The organism is Mycobacterium hubeiense (assembly GCF_002838065.1).
GTDB classification, from domain to species: Bacteria; Actinomycetota; Actinomycetes; order Mycobacteriales; family Mycobacteriaceae; genus Mycobacterium; species Mycobacterium hubeiense.
Window position 1 is genome coordinate 20495 of the sequence record NZ_PIZU01000002.1, and the last position, 20281, is coordinate 40775.

At 67.6% G+C, this 20281-nt stretch carries 22 protein-coding genes; 6 read left to right on the forward strand and 16 right to left on the reverse strand.

All coding sequences use genetic code 11. The annotated features are described in order from the left end of the window. Positions 1-3 precede the first annotated feature (3 nt). The 6 genes from CWS39_RS01770 to thiO are packed head-to-tail and all read right to left on the reverse strand — an operon-like array spanning position 4 to position 4355. Positions 4-762 (reverse strand): ABC transporter permease subunit, encoded by a 759-nt coding sequence (locus CWS39_RS01770; RefSeq protein WP_102141204.1) that lies wholly within the window; start codon positions 760-762, stop codon positions 4-6. Further along, positions 759-1664, reverse strand: coding sequence for an ATP-binding cassette domain-containing protein (locus tag CWS39_RS01775; protein ID WP_102141205.1), 906 nt, complete (start codon positions 1662-1664; stop codon positions 759-761). The genes CWS39_RS01770 and CWS39_RS01775 overlap by 4 nt, the downstream gene beginning before the upstream one ends. After that, on the reverse strand, positions 1657-2409 hold the full coding sequence (locus CWS39_RS01780) for an SGNH/GDSL hydrolase family protein (RefSeq protein ID WP_102141206.1): 753 nt from the start codon (positions 2407-2409) through the stop codon (positions 1657-1659). Before CWS39_RS01780 ends, CWS39_RS01775 begins: the two co-directional genes overlap by 8 nt. Beyond that, positions 2406-3164: a thiazole synthase gene (locus tag CWS39_RS01785; RefSeq protein WP_102141207.1), complete on the reverse strand. Its 759-nt coding sequence runs from the start codon at positions 3162-3164 to the stop codon at positions 2406-2408. The genes CWS39_RS01780 and CWS39_RS01785 overlap by 4 nt, the downstream gene beginning before the upstream one ends. Next, a complete protein-coding gene (thiS, locus tag CWS39_RS01790; RefSeq protein ID WP_102141208.1) occupies positions 3157-3354 on the reverse strand; it encodes a sulfur carrier protein ThiS in 198 nt (65 codons plus the stop codon). The genes CWS39_RS01785 and thiS overlap by 8 nt, the downstream gene beginning before the upstream one ends. Beyond that, positions 3351-4355, reverse strand: coding sequence for a glycine oxidase ThiO (thiO, locus tag CWS39_RS01795; protein WP_102141209.1), 1005 nt, complete (start codon positions 4353-4355; stop codon positions 3351-3353). The genes thiS and thiO overlap by 4 nt, the downstream gene beginning before the upstream one ends. 192 nt (positions 4356-4547) lie before the next feature. Here thiO and thiE point away from each other — a divergent pair, with 192 nt between their 5' ends. After that, positions 4548-5219: a thiamine phosphate synthase gene (gene thiE / locus CWS39_RS01800; protein ID WP_102141210.1), complete on the forward strand. Its 672-nt coding sequence runs from the start codon at positions 4548-4550 to the stop codon at positions 5217-5219. Here thiE and CWS39_RS01805 read toward each other — a convergent pair. After that, positions 5203-5709 (reverse strand): NUDIX hydrolase, encoded by a 507-nt coding sequence (locus CWS39_RS01805; RefSeq protein ID WP_102141211.1) that lies wholly within the window; start codon positions 5707-5709, stop codon positions 5203-5205. The genes thiE and CWS39_RS01805 overlap by 17 nt on opposite strands. A 116-nt stretch (positions 5710-5825) precedes the next feature. On the opposite strand from CWS39_RS01805, the gene glnX reads away from it, so the two are divergent. Genes glnX through CWS39_RS01820 form a run of 3 tightly spaced genes read left to right on the forward strand, consistent with a single transcriptional unit; the run spans position 5826 to position 10350 of the window. Further along, on the forward strand, positions 5826-7145 hold the full coding sequence (gene glnX, locus CWS39_RS01810) for a protein kinase G-activating protein GlnX (RefSeq protein ID WP_102141212.1): 1320 nt from the start codon (positions 5826-5828) through the stop codon (positions 7143-7145). After that, entirely contained in the window at positions 7145-8107 is a 963-nt protein-coding gene (locus tag CWS39_RS01815) for a glutamate ABC transporter substrate-binding protein (protein ID WP_102141213.1), read from the forward strand. Before glnX ends, CWS39_RS01815 begins: the two co-directional genes overlap by 1 nt. Then, entirely contained in the window at positions 8107-10350 is a 2244-nt protein-coding gene (locus CWS39_RS01820; RefSeq protein ID WP_102141214.1) for a serine/threonine-protein kinase PknG, read from the forward strand. The genes CWS39_RS01815 and CWS39_RS01820 overlap by 1 nt, the downstream gene beginning before the upstream one ends. Before the next feature lie 101 nt (positions 10351-10451). Here the strand turns inward: CWS39_RS01820 and CWS39_RS01825 are convergent, their stop codons facing one another. The 4 genes from CWS39_RS01825 to fgd all read right to left on the reverse strand — a co-directional run bounded on the left by CWS39_RS01825 (position 10452) and on the right by fgd (position 15739). Then, positions 10452-11330 (reverse strand): hypothetical protein, encoded by an 879-nt coding sequence (locus tag CWS39_RS01825; protein WP_102141215.1) that lies wholly within the window; start codon positions 11328-11330, stop codon positions 10452-10454. A gap of 179 nt (positions 11331-11509) precedes the next feature. After that, positions 11510-12631, reverse strand: coding sequence for an acetate kinase (locus CWS39_RS01830; RefSeq protein ID WP_102141216.1), 1122 nt, complete (start codon positions 12629-12631; stop codon positions 11510-11512). Beyond that, positions 12631-14700: a phosphate acetyltransferase gene (gene pta, locus CWS39_RS01835; RefSeq protein ID WP_102141217.1), complete on the reverse strand. Its 2070-nt coding sequence runs from the start codon at positions 14698-14700 to the stop codon at positions 12631-12633. The genes CWS39_RS01830 and pta overlap by 1 nt, the downstream gene beginning before the upstream one ends. Positions 14701-14728: 28 nt before the next feature. After that, positions 14729-15739 (reverse strand): glucose-6-phosphate dehydrogenase (coenzyme-F420), encoded by a 1011-nt coding sequence (gene fgd / locus CWS39_RS01840; RefSeq protein WP_102141218.1) that lies wholly within the window; start codon positions 15737-15739, stop codon positions 14729-14731. Between the two features lie 35 nt (positions 15740-15774). Between fgd and CWS39_RS01845 the strand changes: the two genes are divergently transcribed. Further along, complete coding sequence (locus tag CWS39_RS01845) at positions 15775-16506, forward strand: MBL fold metallo-hydrolase (RefSeq protein WP_102141219.1); 732 nt, start codon at positions 15775-15777, stop codon at positions 16504-16506. Here the strand turns inward: CWS39_RS01845 and CWS39_RS01850 are convergent. Both CWS39_RS01850 and CWS39_RS01855 read right to left on the reverse strand, forming a co-directional pair. Continuing rightward, entirely contained in the window at positions 16499-16789 is a 291-nt protein-coding gene (locus tag CWS39_RS01850) for a hypothetical protein (protein WP_102141449.1), read from the reverse strand. The two genes, CWS39_RS01845 and CWS39_RS01850, sit on opposite strands and share 8 nt — an antisense overlap. A 28-nt stretch (positions 16790-16817) precedes the next feature. After that, the gene (locus CWS39_RS01855) at positions 16818-17288 is read right to left on the reverse strand and encodes a GNAT family N-acetyltransferase (RefSeq protein WP_102141220.1); all 471 of its coding nucleotides are present in this window, start codon (positions 17286-17288) and stop codon (positions 16818-16820) included. A gap of 57 nt (positions 17289-17345) precedes the next feature. Here CWS39_RS01855 and CWS39_RS01860 point away from each other — a divergent pair, with 57 nt between their 5' ends. Continuing rightward, complete coding sequence (locus CWS39_RS01860) at positions 17346-18200, forward strand: SDR family oxidoreductase (protein WP_102141221.1); 855 nt, start codon at positions 17346-17348, stop codon at positions 18198-18200. Between the two features lie 57 nt (positions 18201-18257). Here the strand turns inward: CWS39_RS01860 and CWS39_RS01865 are convergent, their stop codons facing one another. From CWS39_RS01865 to CWS39_RS01875, 3 genes are read right to left on the reverse strand one after another with little or no spacing between them, the layout of a single operon-like run. Beyond that, on the reverse strand, positions 18258-18662 hold the full coding sequence (locus tag CWS39_RS01865; RefSeq protein WP_102141222.1) for a hypothetical protein: 405 nt from the start codon (positions 18660-18662) through the stop codon (positions 18258-18260). A gap of 2 nt (positions 18663-18664) precedes the next feature. Then, positions 18665-19861: an O-succinylhomoserine sulfhydrylase gene (locus CWS39_RS01870; RefSeq protein WP_102141223.1), complete on the reverse strand. Its 1197-nt coding sequence runs from the start codon at positions 19859-19861 to the stop codon at positions 18665-18667. After that, positions 19858-20271 carry a rhodanese-like domain-containing protein gene (locus CWS39_RS01875; RefSeq protein WP_102141224.1) on the reverse strand — a complete coding sequence of 138 codons (414 nt, stop codon included), beginning with the start codon at positions 20269-20271 and terminating at the stop codon, positions 19858-19860. The genes CWS39_RS01870 and CWS39_RS01875 overlap by 4 nt, the downstream gene beginning before the upstream one ends. Between the last annotated feature and the right edge of the window lie 10 nt (positions 20272-20281).

Consider the following 20281-nt stretch of genomic DNA (forward strand, 5'->3'; position numbering starts at 1 on the left):
CCCTCAGGCGTCGCGGCGGTTCACCTCCACCAGCGCCGCGACGAACACCACCGCGACCACCACAACGAAGTAGAGCAACGAGCCGAGTTCGCCCCACGGCATGCCATACACCGGGTACAACCACGTCACGTCGATGAACCGGAAGATGTTCGCGAACGGCAGCCACGGTCCGATCGCGGGGCCGACGTTGGGCATGTTGCCCAACAGCGGTTCGGCCACCAGCGGCCACAGCAGCAGCACCGCGACGGCCCCGGCGGCGAACCGCAGCAGCGCGCCCACCCCGACGCCCAGCACCGCGGCCAGCGCCGCGTAGACGGCGATCGCGGCCACCACCCGCCATGTGCCCGACGCCGTCAACGACAGCTGCGAACCGACCATCGGCTTGGCCGCCAGCCGCGCCACCACCACGGCGGCGACCGTCATCAGCGCCGCATACGCTCCGGAGAACGCCGCCGCGACAACCGCTTTGGCGATCAGCACCACACTGCGGTTGGGCGTCGCCATGAATGTGGAGCGGATCAGCCCGCTGCGGTACTCGCCCGTCACCGTCATCGACGCCAGGATCATCAGCACCGGCACACCGAACACCGCCACCCCCAGCGCCGCCTTCTGCGGCGGCAGCACGCTGTAGTCGTAGGCGGTGCGCCCCTGCAGCGCCGCGACGCCCAGGGACAGCACCGCGACGCCGATCGCGCACCACAGCGGCGCGCGGGTGGTCGACAGCTTGATGCGTTCGGCCTCCAGCACCGCCAGCGCGCTCACTGCGCCACCGCCCGGTATTCGATCGCCTCGTCGGTGAGTTTCAGATAGGCATCCTCCAACGACGCCTGCTGGGCACTCAGCTCGTGCAGGGTGATCGCGTTTCGGGCGGCGACCTCGCCGACGACCTCGATGGCCGCGCCGCGCACCGTCAGCACCGATCCGTCCGATTCGGCCTGCGCATCGATGCCCGCGTCGGTGAGCAGCTGACGCAGCAGCTCCAATTGCGGGCTGCGCACGCGGATGACGTCGGCGCCGCTGACGAAGTCGCTCACCGCCGTCGACGTGATCAGCTTGCCCCGCCCGATCACCACCAGCCGGTCGGCGGTGTTGGCCATCTCGGCCAGCAGATGACTGGACACGAACACCGTGTGACCCTCGCCGGCCAACGTGCGCATCAGCGTGCGCACCCAACGGATGCCTTCGGGATCCAGGCCGTTGACCGGTTCGTCGAACAGCAGCACCGGCGGGTCCCCCAGCAGCGCCGCGGCGATGCCGAGGCGCTGACTCATGCCCAGCGACAGGGTGCCGGCGTTGCGATCGGCCACCCCCGTCAGACCCACCATGTCGAGCACCTCGTCGACGCGGCTCACCGGAATCCGATTGGACGCCGCGATCCAGCGCAGGTGGTTGCGGGCCGAGCGGTTGGGGTGGGCCTGCCGGGCGTCCAGGAGCGCGCCGACCGTCCGCAGCGGGTCACGCAGTTCGCGGTAGGCCTTGCCGTCGATGGTCGCGGTGCCCGACGTCGGATGGTCCAGACCCAGGATCAGTCGCATGGTGGTGGTCTTGCCCGCGCCGTTGGGGCCCAAGAATCCGGTGACGACACCTGGTTCGATCGAGCAGGTCAAGTCGTCGACGGCGTGAGTTTGGCCGAATACCTTGGTCAGACCTGTCAGCTCAATCATGGGCAGCAACAACCATATGCGCGACCGCCCGCATACCGGCGGCGTTGGGATGCAATGGCGCCGGAAGACCCGGTATCAGCAGGCCGGGCCTGGTGGTCCACGGCGTGTCGGACCAGGCGTGGTGATCGCGGCTGGCCTGCGCCGCGCGGATCCATTCGCAACCCGTGTCCGCCGCGGCCGCGCCGGTTGCCTTCTCCAGCGTCTCGGCGATGTGCCGGCCCAGCGCGACGTGCTTCTCCGACAGCGGGGGCGCGGGAGTGCCGGACGGCGGCAGCAGCGTGAGGTAGTCGACGAACAAGACCCTGGCCTTCGGCGCCCGTTCGCGAATACTGCGGCCGACGTCTTTCAGCGATTCGGCGACGTCGACCAGTGCCCGCTCGCGGGCGACGGCGTCGAACAGCTCGCCAAGCCACCCACCCAGCAGCGATCGGATCAGCCGCGGCAGCCCCGCCGCCATCAGCATCGGCACGTAGCCCACGTCGTTGCCGCCGATGGTCACGGTCACCAGCGTCTCCGAACCGTCCAGCGCATCGATCTGCGGCGGTGTGCCGTTGTGTTTGTCGCGCAGCACATGTGCGGTGGTGGCGCCCGAATAGGTCACGTCGACGAGATCGAGGCCCAGCTTCTCGCCCACCAGATGCGGGTAGTTGCGCGCGGAGCGCTGCGCGAGAATCGGTGCGGGCCAATCCGGCGGCCAGATACCCGGCCCCGCCGCCATCGACGAGCCCAGTGCGACATACCTCATAACGCCGGGCTGGACGCCTGCGCCCAGAACCGCTTGGGAATCCGCCCCGCTTGCCGCGCCAAATATCCGGCCTGCACCGCCGCGGCCATCGCTGCGGCCATCACGGGCGGGTCGGCCGCGCGGGTGACCGCGGATGCCAACAGCACTGCGTCGCAACCCAATTCCATCGCGAGCGCGGCGTCGCTGGCGGTACCGATACCCGCGTCGAGCACCACCGGAACACCTGCCTGTTCGACGATCATCTCGATGTTGTGCGGGTTGGCGATGCCCAGCCCGGTGCCGATCGGCGAGCCCAGCGGCATCACCGTCGCGCAGCCGGTGTCTTCGAGCCGACGGGCCAGCACCGGGTCATCGTTGGTGTAGGGCAGCACCACGAACCCGTCATCAACCAATTGCTCTGCGGCCCTGACCAATTCGACGGCGTCGGGCAGCAGGGTGCGTTCGTCCGCGATGACTTCGAGCTTGACCCAGTCGGTGCCCAACGCTTCGCGGGCCAATTGCGCGGTCAGCACCGCCTCGGCGGCGCTGCGGCAGCCCGCGGTGTTGGGCAGCGGCGTGATGCCCAGCCGGTTCAACAGGTCCAGCACGCCGGTGCCGCCTTCGGCGTCGACTCGGCGCATCGCCACGGTGGTGAGCTCGGTGCCCGACGCGATCAGCGCCTCTTCCAGCACCGCCAAGTTGGCCGCGCCGCCGGTGCCCATGATCAGCCGCGAGCCGAACTCCCGGCCCGCGATGGTGAGTTTGGATTCAGCCACCCTGCACCGCCGTCACCACTTCCACCCGCGCGCCGTCGCTCAGCGTGGTGTGCCAATCGGATTTCGGTATCACCGACCAGTCGACGGCCACCGCAATGCCCTTGTCGGGAAATCCCATGCGCGCCAACAGTTCCGCCACGGTCGTCGGCTTGTCGAGCTGGACGTCCTCGTCGTTCACGGTCACTTTCATGCGGGCACTCTCGCTTTCAGTTCAGCCGCAATACGTTCGGCGGTCCACGGGGCCAGCAGAAAGCCGTTGCGCCCATGGCCGGCCGCCACCAGGGTTCGCTCGTCCAGACTGCCGACGATCGGCAGCCCGTCGGGTGTCATCGGCCGCAAACCCGCGGCGCACTCGGCGAATTCGTACTCCCCCAGCGCCGGCATCACCGCGCAGGCGTCCTCGAGCAATTCCCGCACACCGGTCACCGCCGGTGCGGTGTCGCGGCCGTGCTCATACTGCGTGGCGCCCACCACGACACCGTCGGCACGCGGCACCAGATACACCTGGCGTCCGTGCACCCGGGCGCGAATCACCCGTTGCGGCACCGGCATACAGCCCTTGCGCCACCGCAGTCGCAACACCTCACCCTTCACGGGGCGAATCTGCAGGTCCGGCCACAGCTTCGGCGCGTCGATGCCGTTGGCGATCACCACCATGTCGGCGTCCACGTCGCCCAGGCTCTCTACCGGGCCCGCCGTCGTGACCCCCAGCCGCTCGCACTGCGAGGCCAGCGCCTCGACGACGGCACGGTTGTCCACCGCCAATTCGGTGACGGCGCGAAAGCCGTGCCGAATACCTTGGGCGAGTAACGGTTCCACATCGCGGGCGCTCGATGTCAGGGTGACGGGATGGCCCTGCGCGGACAGCCACTGCGCGACCCGCTTCAGATCATCGGCGTCGGCGCGGTCAACGGCCACCACCAGCGATTCGCGGGCGGTCACGACGTCGTCGGGCAGGCCCTCGAGAAACCCGGAGTGCCACAGCTTCAGCGACTCCAACCCGAGTTGGAGCTGCCGCTCCTCGCCGGGCCACGCCTCGCTGTGCGGGGCCAGCATGCCGCCGGCCACCCACGACGCGCCCCGGTCGGCGGTGCCGTGCAGCCGCACCGACCAGCCGTCCTGCGCCGCGCGGCGCGCGACCGACAGGCCGATGACGCCGCCGCCGATGACGGCCAGTGATCCAGAGGACATAAACCCTCCCTTCGCCGGCATGACCCGGATCAGGTGTGACGGTAAGGGCCGGTTCGTTCGCCCACTCTCAGTCCTCGTGCCCAGGACTCCCGTGTCGGCCCTCCAGATTACCCGTCGGCTCGACTGTGCGGTTTTATCCGCGACGCGCCGGGGCGAGCGGATGAGAACGCACAGTCGCGTTACCGTCGCGGTGTGCACACACCTCGGGAACGCCTGGCGTCGGCCTCACTGTATCTGTGCACCGACGCCCGCCGGGAGCGCGGTGACCTGGCCGAATTCGCCGAGGCGGCGCTCACCGGCGGGGTGGACATCATCCAGCTGCGCGATAAGGGCTCGCCCGGCGAGAAGAAGTTCGGCCCGCTGGAGGCGCGCCAAGAGCTCGAGGCGCTGGCCATCCTCGCCGACGCCGCGCGCCGCCACCACGCCTTACTGGCCGTCAACGACCGCGCCGACATCGCGCGGGCCGCGAACGCCGACGTGCTGCACCTCGGCCAGGACGACCTGCCGCTCGCGATCGCCCGCGACATCGTCGGCCCCGCAACGCTGATCGGCCGCTCCACCCACGACACCGGCCAGGTCGCCGCAGCCATCCAGGAGGCGGTCGACTACTTCTGCGTCGGCCCGTGCTGGCCCACCCCGACCAAACCCGGGCGGCCGGCACCCGGTCTGGACCTGGTGCGGACGGCGTCGTCGTCAAACACCGACAAACCGTGGTTCGCGATCGGAGGCATCGACGAAGACCGGCTGCCCGAGGTGCTGGCGGCGGGCGCCCGCCGCATCGTCGTGGTGCGCGCGATCACGGCCGCCGACGATCCGCAGGCCGCCGCGCGACGCCTCAAAACCGCCCTTACGAGCGGCGGTTGACCAGCAGCGGAATCCCTGCCGCCACACTGCGCAGCCGCTCCCAGCTGGCCGCGAAACCGGGGTGCAGCGGCAGCGCCGCCACCTCATCCTCGGCCACCCATCGCAGTTCGGCGCTCTCGCGGTTGGGCACCGTCTCGAGCAGTTCGCAGGCGTCGGCGATGACCGTCGTATAGGTCCAGCGCGCCCCGCTCGGACTCGACACTTCGGCGGTCACCACGGCGGCGCGGACCGTCAACTGGTCGGCGGGCAGCCCGGCTTCCTCGTGCGCCTCGCGAACCGCGGCCTGCTCGGCGGTCTCGTGGCTGTCGCGGGCGCCGCCGGGCAGCCCCCAGGTGCCACCTTGGTGGCTCCACGGCGCGCGGTGTTGCAGCAACACGGCGGGGCTGCCGTCGGGCTGCGGTGCGCGAAGCAACAACCCGGCAGCGCCGTGCCGACCCCAGAACCGGGCACCGTTGTCGGACAGCACCCAGCCGTCACCATCGCCACGCACGGCACCAACAATAGAGGTACGCGGCATCCCAGAAACTCTTAGAATTCTTTTATAGAGTTGAAAGCGGTCGGGGAAGATAGCCGGAAAGCCCCCAAAAAGATGAGGTCCGCGCGCACGTGACAGTGGAGCTGGCGCACCCGTCGACCGAGCCGCTCGCGTCCCGGTCGCCGACCGCCCCCGCGCACCCTCGATGGTGGTTTCTGTGGACCACGCCCGGCCGGATCCTGACGATCGGGTTCGTTCTGTCGGCGCTCGTGATCGCCAGCGCGTTCGCCACTTCGACGACGATCAACGACCGTCAGCAGGCGCTGACCACCGTGCTCAACCACACTGAGCCGCTTGCGTTCGCCGCCGGCCAGCTCTACACGACGCTGTCGGTCGCAGACGCCGCGGCGGCGACGGCGTTCATCTCCGGGGTCGAGCCGCGGCCGGTGCGGCAGCGCTACGAACAGGCCATCACCGACGCGGCGGTGGCGGTGACGCGGGCGTCGTCCGGGCTGACCGACGAGTCGCTGGTGGCACTGCTCGGCCGCATCAACGCCCAACTCGCCGTGTACACCGGCTTGATCGAGACGGCCCGCACCAACAACCGCGCGGGCAACCCGGTCGGTTCGTCGTATCTGTCCGAGGCGTCGTCGTTGATGCAGACCGAGATCCTGCCGCAGGCGCAGGAGCTCTACGAGGAGACCTCGGCGCGAGTGGACCGGGAAACCACTGCCTCGACAAGGATTCCGGCGCCGGTGATTCTCGTCGTGCTGGCGACGTTGTTGTTCGGCGCGTTCGCGAATCGCTGGCTGGCGCGGCGGACCCGTCGTCGCGTCAACATCGGTCTGGTCGCCGGCGGGCTGGCGGTGTTGATCATGCTGGTGTGGGTGGGCACGGCGCTGGTGATCTCCACCGCGGACAGCCGCAGCGCGAAAGACACTGCGGCCGAATCGCTCAAGACCATCACGAACCTCGCGATCACCGCGCAGCAGGCCCGCGCCGACGAGACGCTGGCGTTGATCCGCCGCGGTGACGAGAGCACCCGCAAGCAGTCCTACTACCAACGCATCGACGCGATGCAGCAACAACTTTCGGAGTATCTGGCCCGCGACGACGCCATCGACAAGTCCGACTTGGCCGACGCCGAACAGCTGCTCAAGCGCTGGCGGGCGGCCGACGACCGGATCAACGCCTACATCGCGGTGGGCAACTACCAGGCCGCCACCCAGGTGGCGCTGGGCACCGGCGAGGACGATTCGACGCCGGCGTTCGACAAGCTCGACGCCGCGCTGAGCAAGGGCATCGAGGAGAGCCGCAGTCAGCTGCGCAACGACATCGTCAACGCGCGGCGGGTGCTGTCGGGCGCGACGGTCGGCGCCGCGGCGCTCTCGATCGGCGCGGCGATTGCGGTGACACTGGGATTGTGGCCGAGACTTAGTGAGTACAGGTGATGGTGCGGAAGTTCTGCGGTGCGCTGGCGGCGCTGGTGTTGCTGACCGGCTGTGGTCAAGCCGCGTCGGTGATGCCCGTGCCCAGTGTGACGTTGGCGCCGCCGACGCCGGCGGGGATGGAGGAGCTCGCGCCCGAGCCTGCGCGGGTGCCGACCGTCGAAGAAGACGAATGCGACCGCACCGCAAGCCTGCGCCCCTTCGCCACCAAGGCCGAGGCCGACGCCGCGGTCGCCGACATCCGCAACCGCGGGCGGTTGGTCGTCGGGCTGGACATCGGCAGCAATCTGCTGAGCTTCCGCGACCCGATCACCGGTGAGATCACGGGTTTCGACGTCGACATCGCCGGCGAGGTCGCGCGTGACATCTTCGGCACGCCGTCGCAAGTCGAGTACCGCATCCTGTCGTCGGCGGATCGCATTGCGGCGCTGCAGAACAGGCAGGTCGACATCGTCGTCAAGACCATGAGCATCACCTGCGAGCGCAAGAAGCAGGTGAACTTCTCCACGGTGTATCTGATGGCGCACCAACGGATTCTGGCGCCACGCGATTCGACGATCTCGCAGGCGTCCGATCTCTCCGGCAAGCGGGTCTGCGTCGCCAAGGGCACCACATCGCTGGAACGCATTCAGCAGATCACCCCGCCGCCCATCATCGAAGCGGTGGTGACGTGGTCGGACTGCCTGGTGGCTCTGCAGCAGCGGCAGGTCGACGCGGTCAGCACCGACGACGCGATCCTGGCCGGGCTGATGTCGCAGGACCCGTATCTGCACATCGTGGGGCCCAGCCTCAACGAGGAGACCTACGGCATCGGAATCAACTTGCACAACACCGGTTTGGTGCGTTTCGTCAACGGCACGCTGGAGCGCATCCGTCGCGACGGCACCTGGAACACGTTGTACCGCAAATGGTTGTCGGTGCTGGGGCCCGCGCCGGCGCCTCCCGTCGCGAGGTATGTGGACTGATGACGGCGGCTGACGAATACGAGGGGCCGGGCACCCAGCCGGCTACGCTGGCCGACCTCGACCCGGATTCGGCGTCGACCATGCGGCCGATGGCGACACAGGCGATCTTCCGCCCGCGTTTCGACGACGAGGACAGCACCTCGGTGCGCACGGTGGACACCGAGCCGCAGGAAACCGCGGCGACGCGGGCGCTGTCGCCGACCCGGCGTCTGGGTGGCGGGCTGGTGGAGATTCCGCGAGTGCCGGCCAAGGATCCGCTCGATGCGCTGATGAAGAATCCGGTGGTCGCCGAAGCGAAGCGGTTCTGCTGGAACTGCGGGCGCCCGGTCGGCCGCTCCACACCCGACGGCCATGCCCTGTCCGAGGGTTGGTGCCCGCACTGCGGCAGCGCGTATTCGTTTCTGCCGCAACTGAGTCCGGGCGACATGGTGGCCGAACAGTACGAGATCAAGGGCTGCATCGCGCACGGCGGACTGGGCTGGGTGTATCTGGCGCTGGACCACAACGTCAACGAGCGGCCGGTGGTGCTCAAGGGTTTGGTGCATTCCGGTGACGCCGAGGCGCAGGCCGCCGCGATGGCCGAGCGCCAGTTCCTCGCCGAGGTAACGCATCCGGGGATCGTCAAGATCTACAACTTCGTCGAACACCCGGACCGGCACGGCAATCCGGTCGGCTACATCGTGATGGAGTACGTCGGCGGAACGTCGTTGAAACAGGCCAAGGGCACCAAGCTGCCGGTCGCCGAGGCGATCGGCTACATGCTGGAAATCCTTCCCGCGCTTGGGTATCTGCACTCCATCGGGCTGGCCTACAACGACCTCAAACCCGAGAACATCATGATCACCGAGGAGCAGCTCAAGCTGATCGACCTGGGTGCGGTGTCGCGGATCAACTCGTTCGGATACCTCTACGGCACACCGGGATACCAGGCGCCCGAGATTGTGCGGACCGGTCCGACGGTGGCCACCGACATCTACACCGTCGGCCGCACACTGGCCGCGCTGACGCTTCACCTGCGCACCCGCAAGGGCCGCTACGTCGAAGGGCTGCCCGAAGACGATCCGGTACTCGCCGAGTACGACTCGTACGGCCGGTTGTTGCGCCGCGCCATCGACCCGGATCCGCGGCGGCGGTTCGGCAGCGCCGAGGAGATGACGGGCCAGTTGCTCGGCGTGCTGCGGGAAGTGGTGGCCCAGGACACCGGCGTGCCCCGGCCCGGCTTGTCGACGGTATTCAGCCCCACCCGTTCGACTTTCGGGGTGGACCTGCTCGTCGCGCACACCGACGTCTATCTGGACGGGCAGGTGCATTCGGAGAAGTTGACCGCGCAGGAGATCGTCAAGGCCCTGCCGGTGCCGCTGGTGGACCCGGCCGACGTCGGGGCGGCGGTGCTCTCGGCGAGCGTGCTGAGCCAGCCGGTGCAGACACTGGATCAGCTGCGCGCCGCGCGCCACGGCGCGCTGGACTCCGAGGGCATCGACCTGTCGGAATCGGTGGAGCTGCCGCTGATGGAGGTGCGGGCGCTGCTCGACCTGGGCGATGTCGCCAAGGCCACCCGTAAGCTCGACGACCTGGCGAACCGGGTGGGCTGGCGCTGGCGGCTGGTGTGGTTCCGCGCCGTGGCGGAGATGCTGTCGGCCGATTACGAGTCGGCGACAAAGCATTTCACCGAAGTGCTGGACACGCTGCCCGGGGAGTTGGCGCCCAAGCTCGCGCTGGCCGCGACGGCCGAGTTGGCCGGGAACGCCGACGAGCGCAAGTTCTACAACACGGTGTGGCGCACCGACAACGGCGTGATCTCGGCGGGCTTCGGGTTGGCGCGCGCGCTGGCCGCCGAGGGGGACCGCGACGGGGCGGTCCGCACGTTGGATGAAGTGCCCGCTACCTCAAGGCATTTCACGACGGCCCGCCTCACCAGCGCGGTGACACTGCTGTCCGGCCGGTCCAGCAGCGAGATCACCGAGGAGCACATCCGCGACGCCGCCCGTCGCGTGGAGGCGCTGCCCGACACCGAGCCACGCGTGCTGCAGATCCGGGCGCTGGTGCTGGGCACGGCGATGGACTGGCTGGCCGACCACACCGCGAGCACCAATCACATCCTGGGCTTCCCGTTCACCGAACACGGTCTGCAGCTCGGTGTGGAGGCGTCGCTGCGGGCCCTGGCGCGGGTGGCACCGACGCAGGCGCATCGCTACGCGTTGGTCGACCTGGCCAACAGCGTGCGCCCGATGTCGACGTTCTAGTGCCTTGCCGTCTTGTCGTCGAGTGTGCGCCCACTGCGTTGAGTGTGAAGCCACTGCGGGATTCTTCGCTGATCTCAGCAATGGCTGCACACTCAACGCGGTCAGCGCACACTCGACAAGGTGCACGGGCACTCAAACCCTTGCGCTTCCACCGCATTGTGGACTCGCCGAACCACATTTGCGCGACGATCCTCCGCCGTCACCCGGACGATTCGGTAGCGCCGCTCGACCTTTTCGAGCCGGTAGATGTCGCTGGCGATTTGCAAACGGTTGTCGTAGTGATGCTTGCCCTCGTACTCGACACCGAGCATCCACTCCTGCCAGCCCATGTCGATGAAGGCAAACGGCACACCGTCCGGGCCGAACACCGGTATCTGCGTTTGCGGCGGCGGGAAACCAGCTTCGATCAGCCACAGCCGAACCTGGCTTTCCTTCGGCGATTGCGCTCCGGCGTCGACGAGCTCTAACACCTTCTCCAGATGCCGTAGCCCGCGTAGCCGCCGGTGACGACGGGCGATCGCGGCGACGTCGTCGATCTTGAAACCCGTCGCGTTGGCGAGCGCGTCGAGCCGGGCAACGGCAGCGAAGACGGAACCTCGTCTGCCAATGTCGAACGCCGTGCGCTCAACCGATGTCACCGAACGGCCGTCGAGTATGACGACTTCATCGTCGAGCAATCGGTCGCGTCGAGTGACTATGCCGCTCGGCGGTCGCGCGTTGGCGTGTACCAGCTCCACCGCGATGTCGGTGTCGATCCACTTCGACCCGTGCAGCGAAGCGGCTGCAAGTCCGGCAATCGTTGCCCGCCGCCGTGACCACAGCCATGCCGCAGAGATTCGCTGCTGAAGCGATGGCTGAGCCAGTCGCTCCATGTACACGTCCGGAAACAGCGCGCAATAGCGCGTCCGCAGCTGATGCCAGTTCACGGTGCCGGCAGCGAGAGCCTCACTGCCGATGAATGGTTCCCCCCAATTCCCCATATTGCGACGATGCCGTATGTCAGCCAGTGCCCGGACCGCCACTTGCGGGTTATCCACAGGCCATCACGTCGAGTGTGCGTCCACCGCGTTGAGTGTGCGGCTACCGCGCTAGCCGGCGCCGATCCCCGCAGTGGCTGCACACTCAATGCGGTCAGCGCACACTCGGCGAAAATCGGCGGCTAGAGCACCTCGACGCAGGCCCGGGCGATCGCCAGCTCCTCGTTCGTCGGGATGACCAGCACGGTCGTCGGCGAATTGTCGGCCGAGATGCGACGGGCGGCCTTGCCCGGGCTGGCATTGAGATGCTCGTCGAGCTCAATACCCAATCCCGTCAATCCGGTCAGCGCGTCGCGGCGCACGGCGGCGTCGTTCTCGCCCACTCCTGCAGTGAAGGTGATGACGTCGGTGTTGCCCAGCACCGCCATGTAGGCGCCGATGTACTTGCGCAGCCGGTGGATGTACACGTCATACGCCAATTGTGCTGCCTCGTCGCCGGATTCGATGCGCTTGTGCAGGAGCCGGAAGTCGATCTCACCGCCAAGACCCAGCACACCGGAGCGCCGGTTGAGCATGGTTTCGATGTCCTCGACGCTCATCTCGGCGGTGCGCCACAGGTACACCAGCACGCCGGGGTCGACGTCACCGGAGCGTGTGCCCATCACCAGCCCCTCCATCGGCGTGAGCCCCATCGACGTGTCCACGGGCCGGCCGCCGACAATCGCCGACGCCGACGCGCCGTTGCCCAGGTGCAGCACGATCTGATTCAGCGAACCCAACGGTCTGTCGAGGAACGCCGCGGCCTGTTCACTGACGTACTGATGCGACGTGCCGTGAAACCCGTAGCGGCGAATGTGCCACTGCGCCGCGAGGTCTCGCTCGATGGCATAGGTGGCGGCCGCGGCGGGCAGGTCGTGAAAGAACGCGGTGTCGAACACGGCGACGTGCGGGAGATCGGGCAGTGCCTTGCGCGCCACGTTGATGCCCAGCACCGCGGGGGGGTTGTGCAGCGGCGCCAACGGCGCCAATTCGTCGAGTTTGGACAGCATCTCGTCGTCGACAAGCGTTGGCTGATACAGGTCGGGCCCGCCGTGCACCACCCGATGCCCGACCGCGATCACCGCAGCCATGTCGTCACCCAACTCGTCGAACACGATACGCATCGCCTCGGTGTGGTCGGCAACCTCGCCTTCGCCGATCCGCTCGACGATTCCATCGACCAGCATGGCACCCGAATCTGGTTCAACGACAGCATATTTGACGGACGACGACCCGGAGTTGAGCACCAGGATCGTTCGGCTCATCATTTGCCCTGCGCCTGGATCGCCGTGATCGCGACGGTGTTGACGATGTCTTCGACGAGGGCACCGCGGGACAGGTCGTTCACCGGTTTCTTCAACCCCTGCAACACCGGGCCGACGGCGATCGCGCCGGCGCTGCGCTGCACCGCCTTGTAGGTGTTGTTGCCGGTGTTGAGGTCCGGGAAGATCAACACCGTCGCCCGCCCGGCGACTTCCGACTCGGGCATCTTGGTCTTGGCGACCGACGGCTCCACCGCGGCGTCGTATTGGATCGGTCCCTCCACCAGTAACTCGGGTGCCCGTTGACGCACTAATTCGGTTGCGGCCCTGACCTTGTCGACCTCGGCCCCGGTGCCGGAGGTGCCGGTGGAGTAGGACAGCATCGCCACCCGCGGGTCGATGCCGAACTGGGCGGCGGTGTGGGCCGACGAGATGGCGATGTCGGCGAGCTGCTCGGAGGTGGGGTCGACGACGATCGCGCAGTCGCCGTACGCCAGCACCCGATCGGGCAGGCACATCAGGAAGATGCTGGACACCGTGGAAACCCCGGGCACCGTCTTGATGATCTCGAACGACGGCCGCACGGTGTGCGCGGTGGTGTGCCTGGCGCCAGACACCATGCCGTCGACCATGTCGTTGTGCACCAGCATGGTGCCGAAATACGAGACGTCGTGGATGATTTCGCGCGCCTGCTCGACCGTGACACCCTTGTGCTTGCGCAGCTGCGCGTACTGTTCGGCGAACTTGTCACACAGGTCGCTGGTTTGCGGGTTGAGTACTTTTGCTGCCGACAGGTCGACACCGAGTTCGGCTGCACGCGAACGGACCTGGGTTTCCTCCCCGAGGATGGTCAGGTCGGCCACGCCGCGCTGCAGCAGCCGACCGGCGGCCTTGAGGATGCGATCGTCGTCACCTTCGGGCAGCACGATGTGCTTGCGGTCCGACCGCGCACGGTCCAGCACCTGATAGGTGAACATCTGCGGGGTGACAACGCTGGGAATCGGGATGGCCAGCCGCGCAACCAGATCCGCGGTGTCGACGTGGGTATCCATCAACTCCAGGGCGGTGTCGATCTTGCGTTGCGAGGCAGCCGTCACCCGACCGCGGGTACCGGCAACCCGGCTGGCCGTCTCGAAAGTGCCGTATTCGGTGGCGATGATCGGCAGCCGCTGTCCCAAGCCCGACACCAGCGAAGCGATCGACGGGTGCAGCTCCAGCCCGCCGTTGAGGATGATGCACGACAGCGACGGAAAACCTTCGGCGGCATGGGCACTCACGACGGCCAGCACGACGTCGGAGCGATCGCCCGGCGTGATCACCGCGACACCGTCGGTCAGCCGCTCGAGCACATGCTCGGCGGTCATACCGGCGACCAGCACACCCATCACCTCGCGGGCCAGCAGCGCCGGAGCGCCATGAATCTGCGTGCCGTCCACCGCCTTTTGCCGCTCGCCGACCGTCGGCGCGACCAGCAGCGGTTCCTCGGGCAGCACGTACGTCTGCGGTTCGAACGGTTCGAGCGCCGCCGCCACGGCCTGCAACTGTCCGGGGTCACACCGGTTGGCCACCACCGCGGCGGTGTGAGCGTGCTGGGCCGTCAACTCGGCAAGGCACAGTTCGACAACCTGCGCGACCTCGTCGGGGGTACGTCCCTTCGCCCGCACCGAGAGCACCACCGGGGCACCGCAATTGACCGCAATGCGGCCGTTGGTGGAAAGCTCCGTCGGGCTGGCCACGTCGGTGTAGTCGCTGCCGACGATCAGCACCGCGTCGCACTGCTCGGCCACCTGGTGGAACCGGTCGACGATCTCGGCCAGCGCCGCGTCGGGATCGTCGTGCAGCTGTTGGTAGCTGACGCCGACGCAGTCCTCATAGGACAGGCCCGCAGTCGTCAGGGGCAGCAGCAGCTCGAGGATGTAGTCGCGCTCCTCGCCCAATCGCGTGATCGGCCGGAACACGCCGACCTTGGCCACCGTGGCGGCCAGTCGGTGCAGGATGCCCAGGGCGATCGTCGATTTGCCGGTGTCACCCTCGGGCGAGGCGATGTAGATCGCGGACGCTGTGGCGGTCACCCGCCCAGCTTTCCTTATCGACGCAGATCTACGCCAGCTTGCGCAGCCTCGGCTCCAAATCCTTACCGAAGAGTTCAAGGAACCGCCGCTGGTCGTGCCCCGGCGCGTGGAACACCAGGTGGTTGAGCCCCCACTTGACGTACTGGCCGACCTTCTCGACGGCCTCGTCGGCGTCCGACGCGACGATCCAGCGTTTGGCCACCTGCTCAATAGGCAGGGCGTCGGCGGCCTTCTCCATCTCGATCGGGTCGTCAATGCTGTGCTTCTGCTCGGCGGTCAGCGACAGCGGCGCCCAGAACCGGGTGTTCTCCAGCGCCAGCTCCGGATCCGGGTCATACGAAATCTTGATCTCGATCATCTTGTCGATCTCATCAGCGTTGCGACCCGCCGCCTCTGCACCGTCCAAGACGGCCGGGATCAGCTTGTCCTTGTACAGCTCCTCGCCTTTGCCGCTGGTGCAGATGAACCCGTCGCCGGCCCGCCCGGCGTACTTGGCCACCACCGGCCCGCCGGCCGCCACATACACCGGCACGCCGCCCTCGGGCACGTCGTAAATCGAGGCGCCCTTGGTGTGGTAGTACTCGCCCTCGAAGTCCACCCGGTCACCGGCCCACAGCTCGCGCATCAGCCGCACCGACTCGCGCAGCCGGGCGAAGCGTTCCTTGAAGTCGGGCCACTCCCCCTCGTATCCGGTGGCGATCTCGTTCAACGCCTCACCGGTGCCGACACCCAGGAAGATGCGACCGGGGTACAGGCACGCCATGGTCGCGAAGGCCTGCGCGATGACGGCCGGGTTGTACCGGAACGTCGGCGTCAGCACCGAGGTGCCGAGCTGCAGACGCTTGGTGCGCTCGCCCACCGCCGTCATCCACGCCAGCGAGAACGGCGCATGGCCGCCCTTGTGGCGCCACGGCTGGAAGTGGTCGCTGACCGTGGCACTGTCCATGCCGTGTTCCTCGGCCGCGACGGCCAGCTCGACGAGCTCACGCGGGGCGAATTGTTCCGCCGATGCCTTGTATCCCAGTTTCAGTTCAGCCACGTGTTCGTTTCTACTCCACGCCATAGACTCGCTGGATGGCGGCGGCTCTGACGCAGATCACCGACAGTGTGCATTTCGCCCAAACCGACCTGGTGAACTGGACGCTGATCACCGACGGCACCGGGGTGATGCTGATCGACGCGGGATTTCCCGGCCAGCGCGACGACGTGCTCGGCTCGCTCGGCGAGCTGGGATTCGGGATCGACGACGTCCGCGCGATCGTGTTGACCCACGCCCACATCGACCACTTCGGCGCGGCCATCTGGTTCGCGAAAACCCATGGCACGCCGGTGTATTGCCACGCCGACGAGGTCGGGCACGCCAAACGTGAATACCTGGAACAGGCTTCGCCGGCCGACATCATTCCGCACATCTGGCAGCCGCGCTGGCTCAAGTGGTCGTTGGCGATCAGCAGCAAGGGCGGGATGGTGCGCGACGGCATTCCCACCACCCAGGCCCTCACCGAGGACATCGCGGCGAAACTGCCCGGCGCGCCGATGGCGATCCCCAGCCCCGGCCATACCAGCGGGCACTGCTCGTTCGTGGTGGACGGCGTACTGGTCAGCGGCGACGCCTTGGTCACCGGGCATCCGCTTCTGCGCCATGACGGCCCGCAACTGCTGCCGGGCTTGTTCAACCACGATCAGGACGGCTGCGTGCGCAGCCTCGCCGCGCTGGGCATGCTCAACACCGATGTGCTGCTGCCCGGCCATGGACCGGTGTGGCGCGGACCGATCCGCGAAGCCACCGAAAAAGCAGCTACGTAAGCGTGCCGTAGCCGAGCAGGAACACCGCCGTCAGGCACAGCCCGCACGCCACCACGATCGTCGGCATCAGGATCATCTGGTCCAGCTCGTCGTCGTCGAGCGCATCGTGTTCCACCGGGCCGAACAAGACACGCGCGACCCGCGTGTCGCGGAAGCCCGAGACGAATCGCCGCACCGGCGCCCAGTCACGCCGTCGGCCGATGAACGAGCGCGTCGCCAAGCCCACCGCGAAAAGTGCGAACGCGGCGAGCAGAAGCAGCCACCCCGCGACTGCCCGGGAAATCTCCACAACCCAGATTAAACGGGCAGGCTCAACTCAAAACCTTGATGAACGCGATCGGATAGATGTCGCCCTCGGCGGGCAGCGGCTCGGCGAGCCTGGTGTACCCGGACGCTTCGTACAGCGCTTCGGCCTCGGGCTGGCGGTCGCCGGTCATCAGGTAGACGCGCCGGTAACCGCGCGCGGCGATGTGGGCCTCCAGCTCGGCGAGCAATGCTTTGGCGTGACCGCGCCGACGATGCCGGCTGTCGGTCCAGATGCGTTTGAGCTCGGCGGTGTCGGCGTCGAATCGGCAGAACCCGCCGCCGGTGACGGGCCGGCCGTTGAGCAGGCCGATGAGCAGGCCGCCGTCGGGCGGGGCGAATTCGTCGGCCGGCGTTTTGCGCAGCCACTGCGCCACGGTTTCGGGGGTGCCGCCGTAGCGGTTGGCGTATTCGACGGCCAACTCGGCGAGCAGCGGTGCGGCCAGCGGATCGTCGCGGGCCACCTCAACGAAACGCATGGCGTTATTCAACACGGCCCTTCCGCTAAAAAGTTGACACCTGTAAAGTTCCGCGCCATGGACAACATCGGCGGTAAGACCATCGCGATCACCGGCGCCGCGCGCGGCATTGGTTACGCCACCGCGACGGCGCTGCTCAAGCGTGGTGCCCGGGTCGTCATCGGCGACCGGGACGTGGCGCTGCAGGAGTCGGCGGTCGCTCAGCTGGGCAAGCTGGGCCCGGCGTCGGGGTATCCGCTCGACGTCACCGACCGCGAGTCGTTTGCGACGTTCCTCGACAAGGCCCGCACGGACGGGCAGGGCCATATCGACGTGCTGATCAACAACGCCGGCGTGATGCCGATCGGCCCGTTTCTCGAGCAGTCCGAGCAGGCGATCCGGTCGTCGCTCGAGGTGAACCTCTACGGCGTGATCACCGGCTGCCAGCTGGTGCTGCCGGAGATGGTCAAGCGGCGCAGCGGGCACATCATCAACATCGCGTCGCTGTCCGGCTTGATCCCGGTGCCCGGTCAGGTGGTCTATGTCGGCGCCAAATTCGGCGTGGTGGGGCTCTCCGCGGCGCTGGCCGACGAGTTCGCCCCGCATGGTGTCGACGTCTCGGTGATCATGCCGCCGTTCACCAACACCGAGCTGATCTCGGGCACCAAATCGGGTGGTGCGATCAAACCCGTTGAGCCCGAAGACATTGCGAAAGCCATCGTGAAAACGCTCGACAAGCCGAAAACGCATGTGTCGGTGCCCGCGCCGTTGCGCTTCACCGCGCAGGCCGCGCAGATGCTCGGGCCGCGCGGGCGTCGCTGGATGAACAAGAAGCTCGGGCTCGATCGGGTGTTCCTGGACTTCGACGCGTCAGCGCGGCAGGCCTACGAGCAGCGGGCGCGGGCCGCGCAGGGTGTCGTCGAATCGGACTAGGCGGTTAGGTGGAGGATTTGAGTCACCTGGTGGCACGAATCCTCCACTTAGTGCGCGCTATTCGAACGACGGCACCGGGTCGCCGGCGCGATACGACTCGATCCGCTCGAGCTCCTCGATGAACTCGTCCGGGGCCAAGACAAACTCTTCGGTGGTGCCCACCAGCACGGTGTGCACCCATTCGCCGCCGTCAGCGGGCGTCACCCAAATGCGGGTGACCGGCTCGACGTCGACGTCGTCGGTGCCGATACCCGACGGCGGGTAATACCAGGTGACGAGCCCGTCTCCGGAGTATTCCTGATCAATTGTCCAGCCCCGCAACAGGATCACGTCGTTGAAGTCCTGGACGTCCAGCGTCAACTCCGCGAGTTCGTCCAACGCCGGCTCCGGTATCCATCGCGCTTCGGCGGCCGCCCGGCGCTTTCGGCGGCGGGCTTTCTTGGCCTCGGAGCGACGGGACACCGCTAACTCAGCGCCTGGTCGAGGTCGGCGACCAGGTCCTCGGTGCCCTCCAGTCCGACCGAGATGCGCACCACGCCGTCGCCGAGCCCGATCGCGGCGCGGCCCTCCGGGCCGATCGCCCGGTGTGTGGTGGTGGCGGGGTGGGTGATCAACGACTTGGCATCGCCCAGGTTGTTGGAGATGTCGATCAGCCGCGTCTTGTCCAGCACCTCGAACGCACGCTCTTTGCCGCCGTCTAGTTCGAAGGTGACGACGGTGCCGCCGCCGGTCATCTGCCGCTTGGCCAGGTCGTACTGCGGATGCGATTCCAGGAACGGGTAGCGCACCCAATTCACGGCGGGGTGCTGTTCGAGGAACTCGGCGATGCGCATCGCCGACGCGTTGGCGTACTCGACCCGAACGGCCAGCGTCTCCAAACCCTTCAGCAGCGTCCACGCGTTGAACGGACTCAACGCCGGGCCGGTGTGGCGCATCAGCTTCTGCACCGGCTCGTCGATGTACTCCTTGGCGCCCAGGATCGCCCCGCCCAGCACCCGGCCCTGCCCGTCGATGTGCTTGGTGCCTGAGTACACCACCACGTCGACGCCCAACGGGAAGCCCTGCTGCAGGATCGGCGTGGCAAATACGTTGTCCAGCACCACCTTTGCACCCGCGGCGTGGGCCAGCTCGCACACCGCCGCGATGTCGACCAGCGACTGCATCGGGTTGGACGGCGTCTCGAAGAACACCGCCTGCGTCGGCACCGACAGCGCCTCTTCCCATTGGGAGAGGTCGTCGCCGTCGACGAACACGGTCTCGATGCCCCACCGCGGCAGGATCTCGTTGCACACCACGAAGCACGACCCGAACAGCGACCGCGCCGCCACCAGCCGGTCACCCGCCGCCAGCAGCGCCCCCAACGACGTGAACACCGCGGCCATGCCGGTGGCCGTGGCAAAGCATGCCGGCGCGCCCTCGATCAGCCGCAGCCGCTCCTCGAACATCGAGATGGTCGGATTGCCGTAGCGGGAGTACACGTACCGGTCGATCTCACCGGTGAACGCCTTTTCCGCGTCGGCCGCCGTTTCGTACACGTAGCCCGAGGTCAGATACATCGCCTCGGCGGTCTCTTCGAAGCCCGAGCGCAACAGGCCGCCGCGCACGCCGATGGTGGCCTGGCTGACCCCGTCGGGCAGCGGTTGAGGTGTGCGAACGCTCATGACTGCTTCCAGGGCAAGCCGAGCGCCTTCCATCCGCTGCCACCGCGGTGGCCGTGCTCGTCGAGGTGGCCTTCGAAGCCGTCCAGCACGTTGAACGACGGGCCGATGCCGGCCGCGGTGGCCGCCTCGGCGGCACCGATCGACCGATTGCCGGAGCGGCACAGGAACACCACCGGCCGTTCGCCGGGCGTGACGCCGGCGGCCTTCAGCTCGTCGACGAAATGCTCGTTGCGCCGGCCGTCAACGGTGTTCCACTCGATGAACAAGACCTCGCGCTGAAGCGACGAAAGATCCGGCACACCAACGAAGCGCCATTCCGCGTCCGTCCGACAATCCACCAGCACGGCCTCGGGATTGTCGTTCAGCAGCTTCCAGGCCTCCTCAGGCGTGATGTCACCGGCATAGCTCACGGTCGTGAGT

Bases quoted from the DNA above. Each gene is read 5' to 3' on its own strand.
- thiS (WP_102141208.1), bottom strand. From the start codon at position 3,354: ATGAAAGTGACCGTGAACGACGAGGACGTCCAGCTCGACAAGCCGACG.
- CWS39_RS01775 (WP_102141205.1), bottom strand. From the start codon at position 1,664: ATGATTGAGCTGACAGGTCTGACCAAGGTATTCGGCCAAACTCACGCC.
- CWS39_RS01825 (WP_102141215.1), bottom strand. From the start codon at position 11,330: ATGGGGAATTGGGGGGAACCATTCATCGGCAGTGAGGCTCTCGCTGCC.
- CWS39_RS01855 (WP_102141220.1), bottom strand. From the start codon at position 17,288: ATGCGTTTCGTTGAGGTGGCCCGCGACGATCCGCTGGCCGCACCGCTG.
- CWS39_RS01870 (WP_102141223.1), bottom strand. From the start codon at position 19,861: ATGAGCGTTCGCACACCTCAACCGCTGCCCGACGGGGTCAGCCAGGCC.
- CWS39_RS01815 (WP_102141213.1), top strand. From the start codon at position 7,145: ATGGTGCGGAAGTTCTGCGGTGCGCTGGCGGCGCTGGTGTTGCTGACC.
- CWS39_RS01830 (WP_102141216.1), bottom strand. From the start codon at position 12,631: ATGAGCCGAACGATCCTGGTGCTCAACTCCGGGTCGTCGTCCGTCAAA.
- CWS39_RS01845 (WP_102141219.1), top strand. From the start codon at position 15,775: ATGGCGGCGGCTCTGACGCAGATCACCGACAGTGTGCATTTCGCCCAA.
- CWS39_RS01820 (WP_102141214.1), top strand. From the start codon at position 8,107: ATGACGGCGGCTGACGAATACGAGGGGCCGGGCACCCAGCCGGCTACG.
- thiO (WP_102141209.1), bottom strand. From the start codon at position 4,355: ATGTCCTCTGGATCACTGGCCGTCATCGGCGGCGGCGTCATCGGCCTG.
- CWS39_RS01860 (WP_102141221.1), top strand. From the start codon at position 17,346: ATGGACAACATCGGCGGTAAGACCATCGCGATCACCGGCGCCGCGCGC.
- CWS39_RS01780 (WP_102141206.1), bottom strand. From the start codon at position 2,409: ATGAGGTATGTCGCACTGGGCTCGTCGATGGCGGCGGGGCCGGGTATC.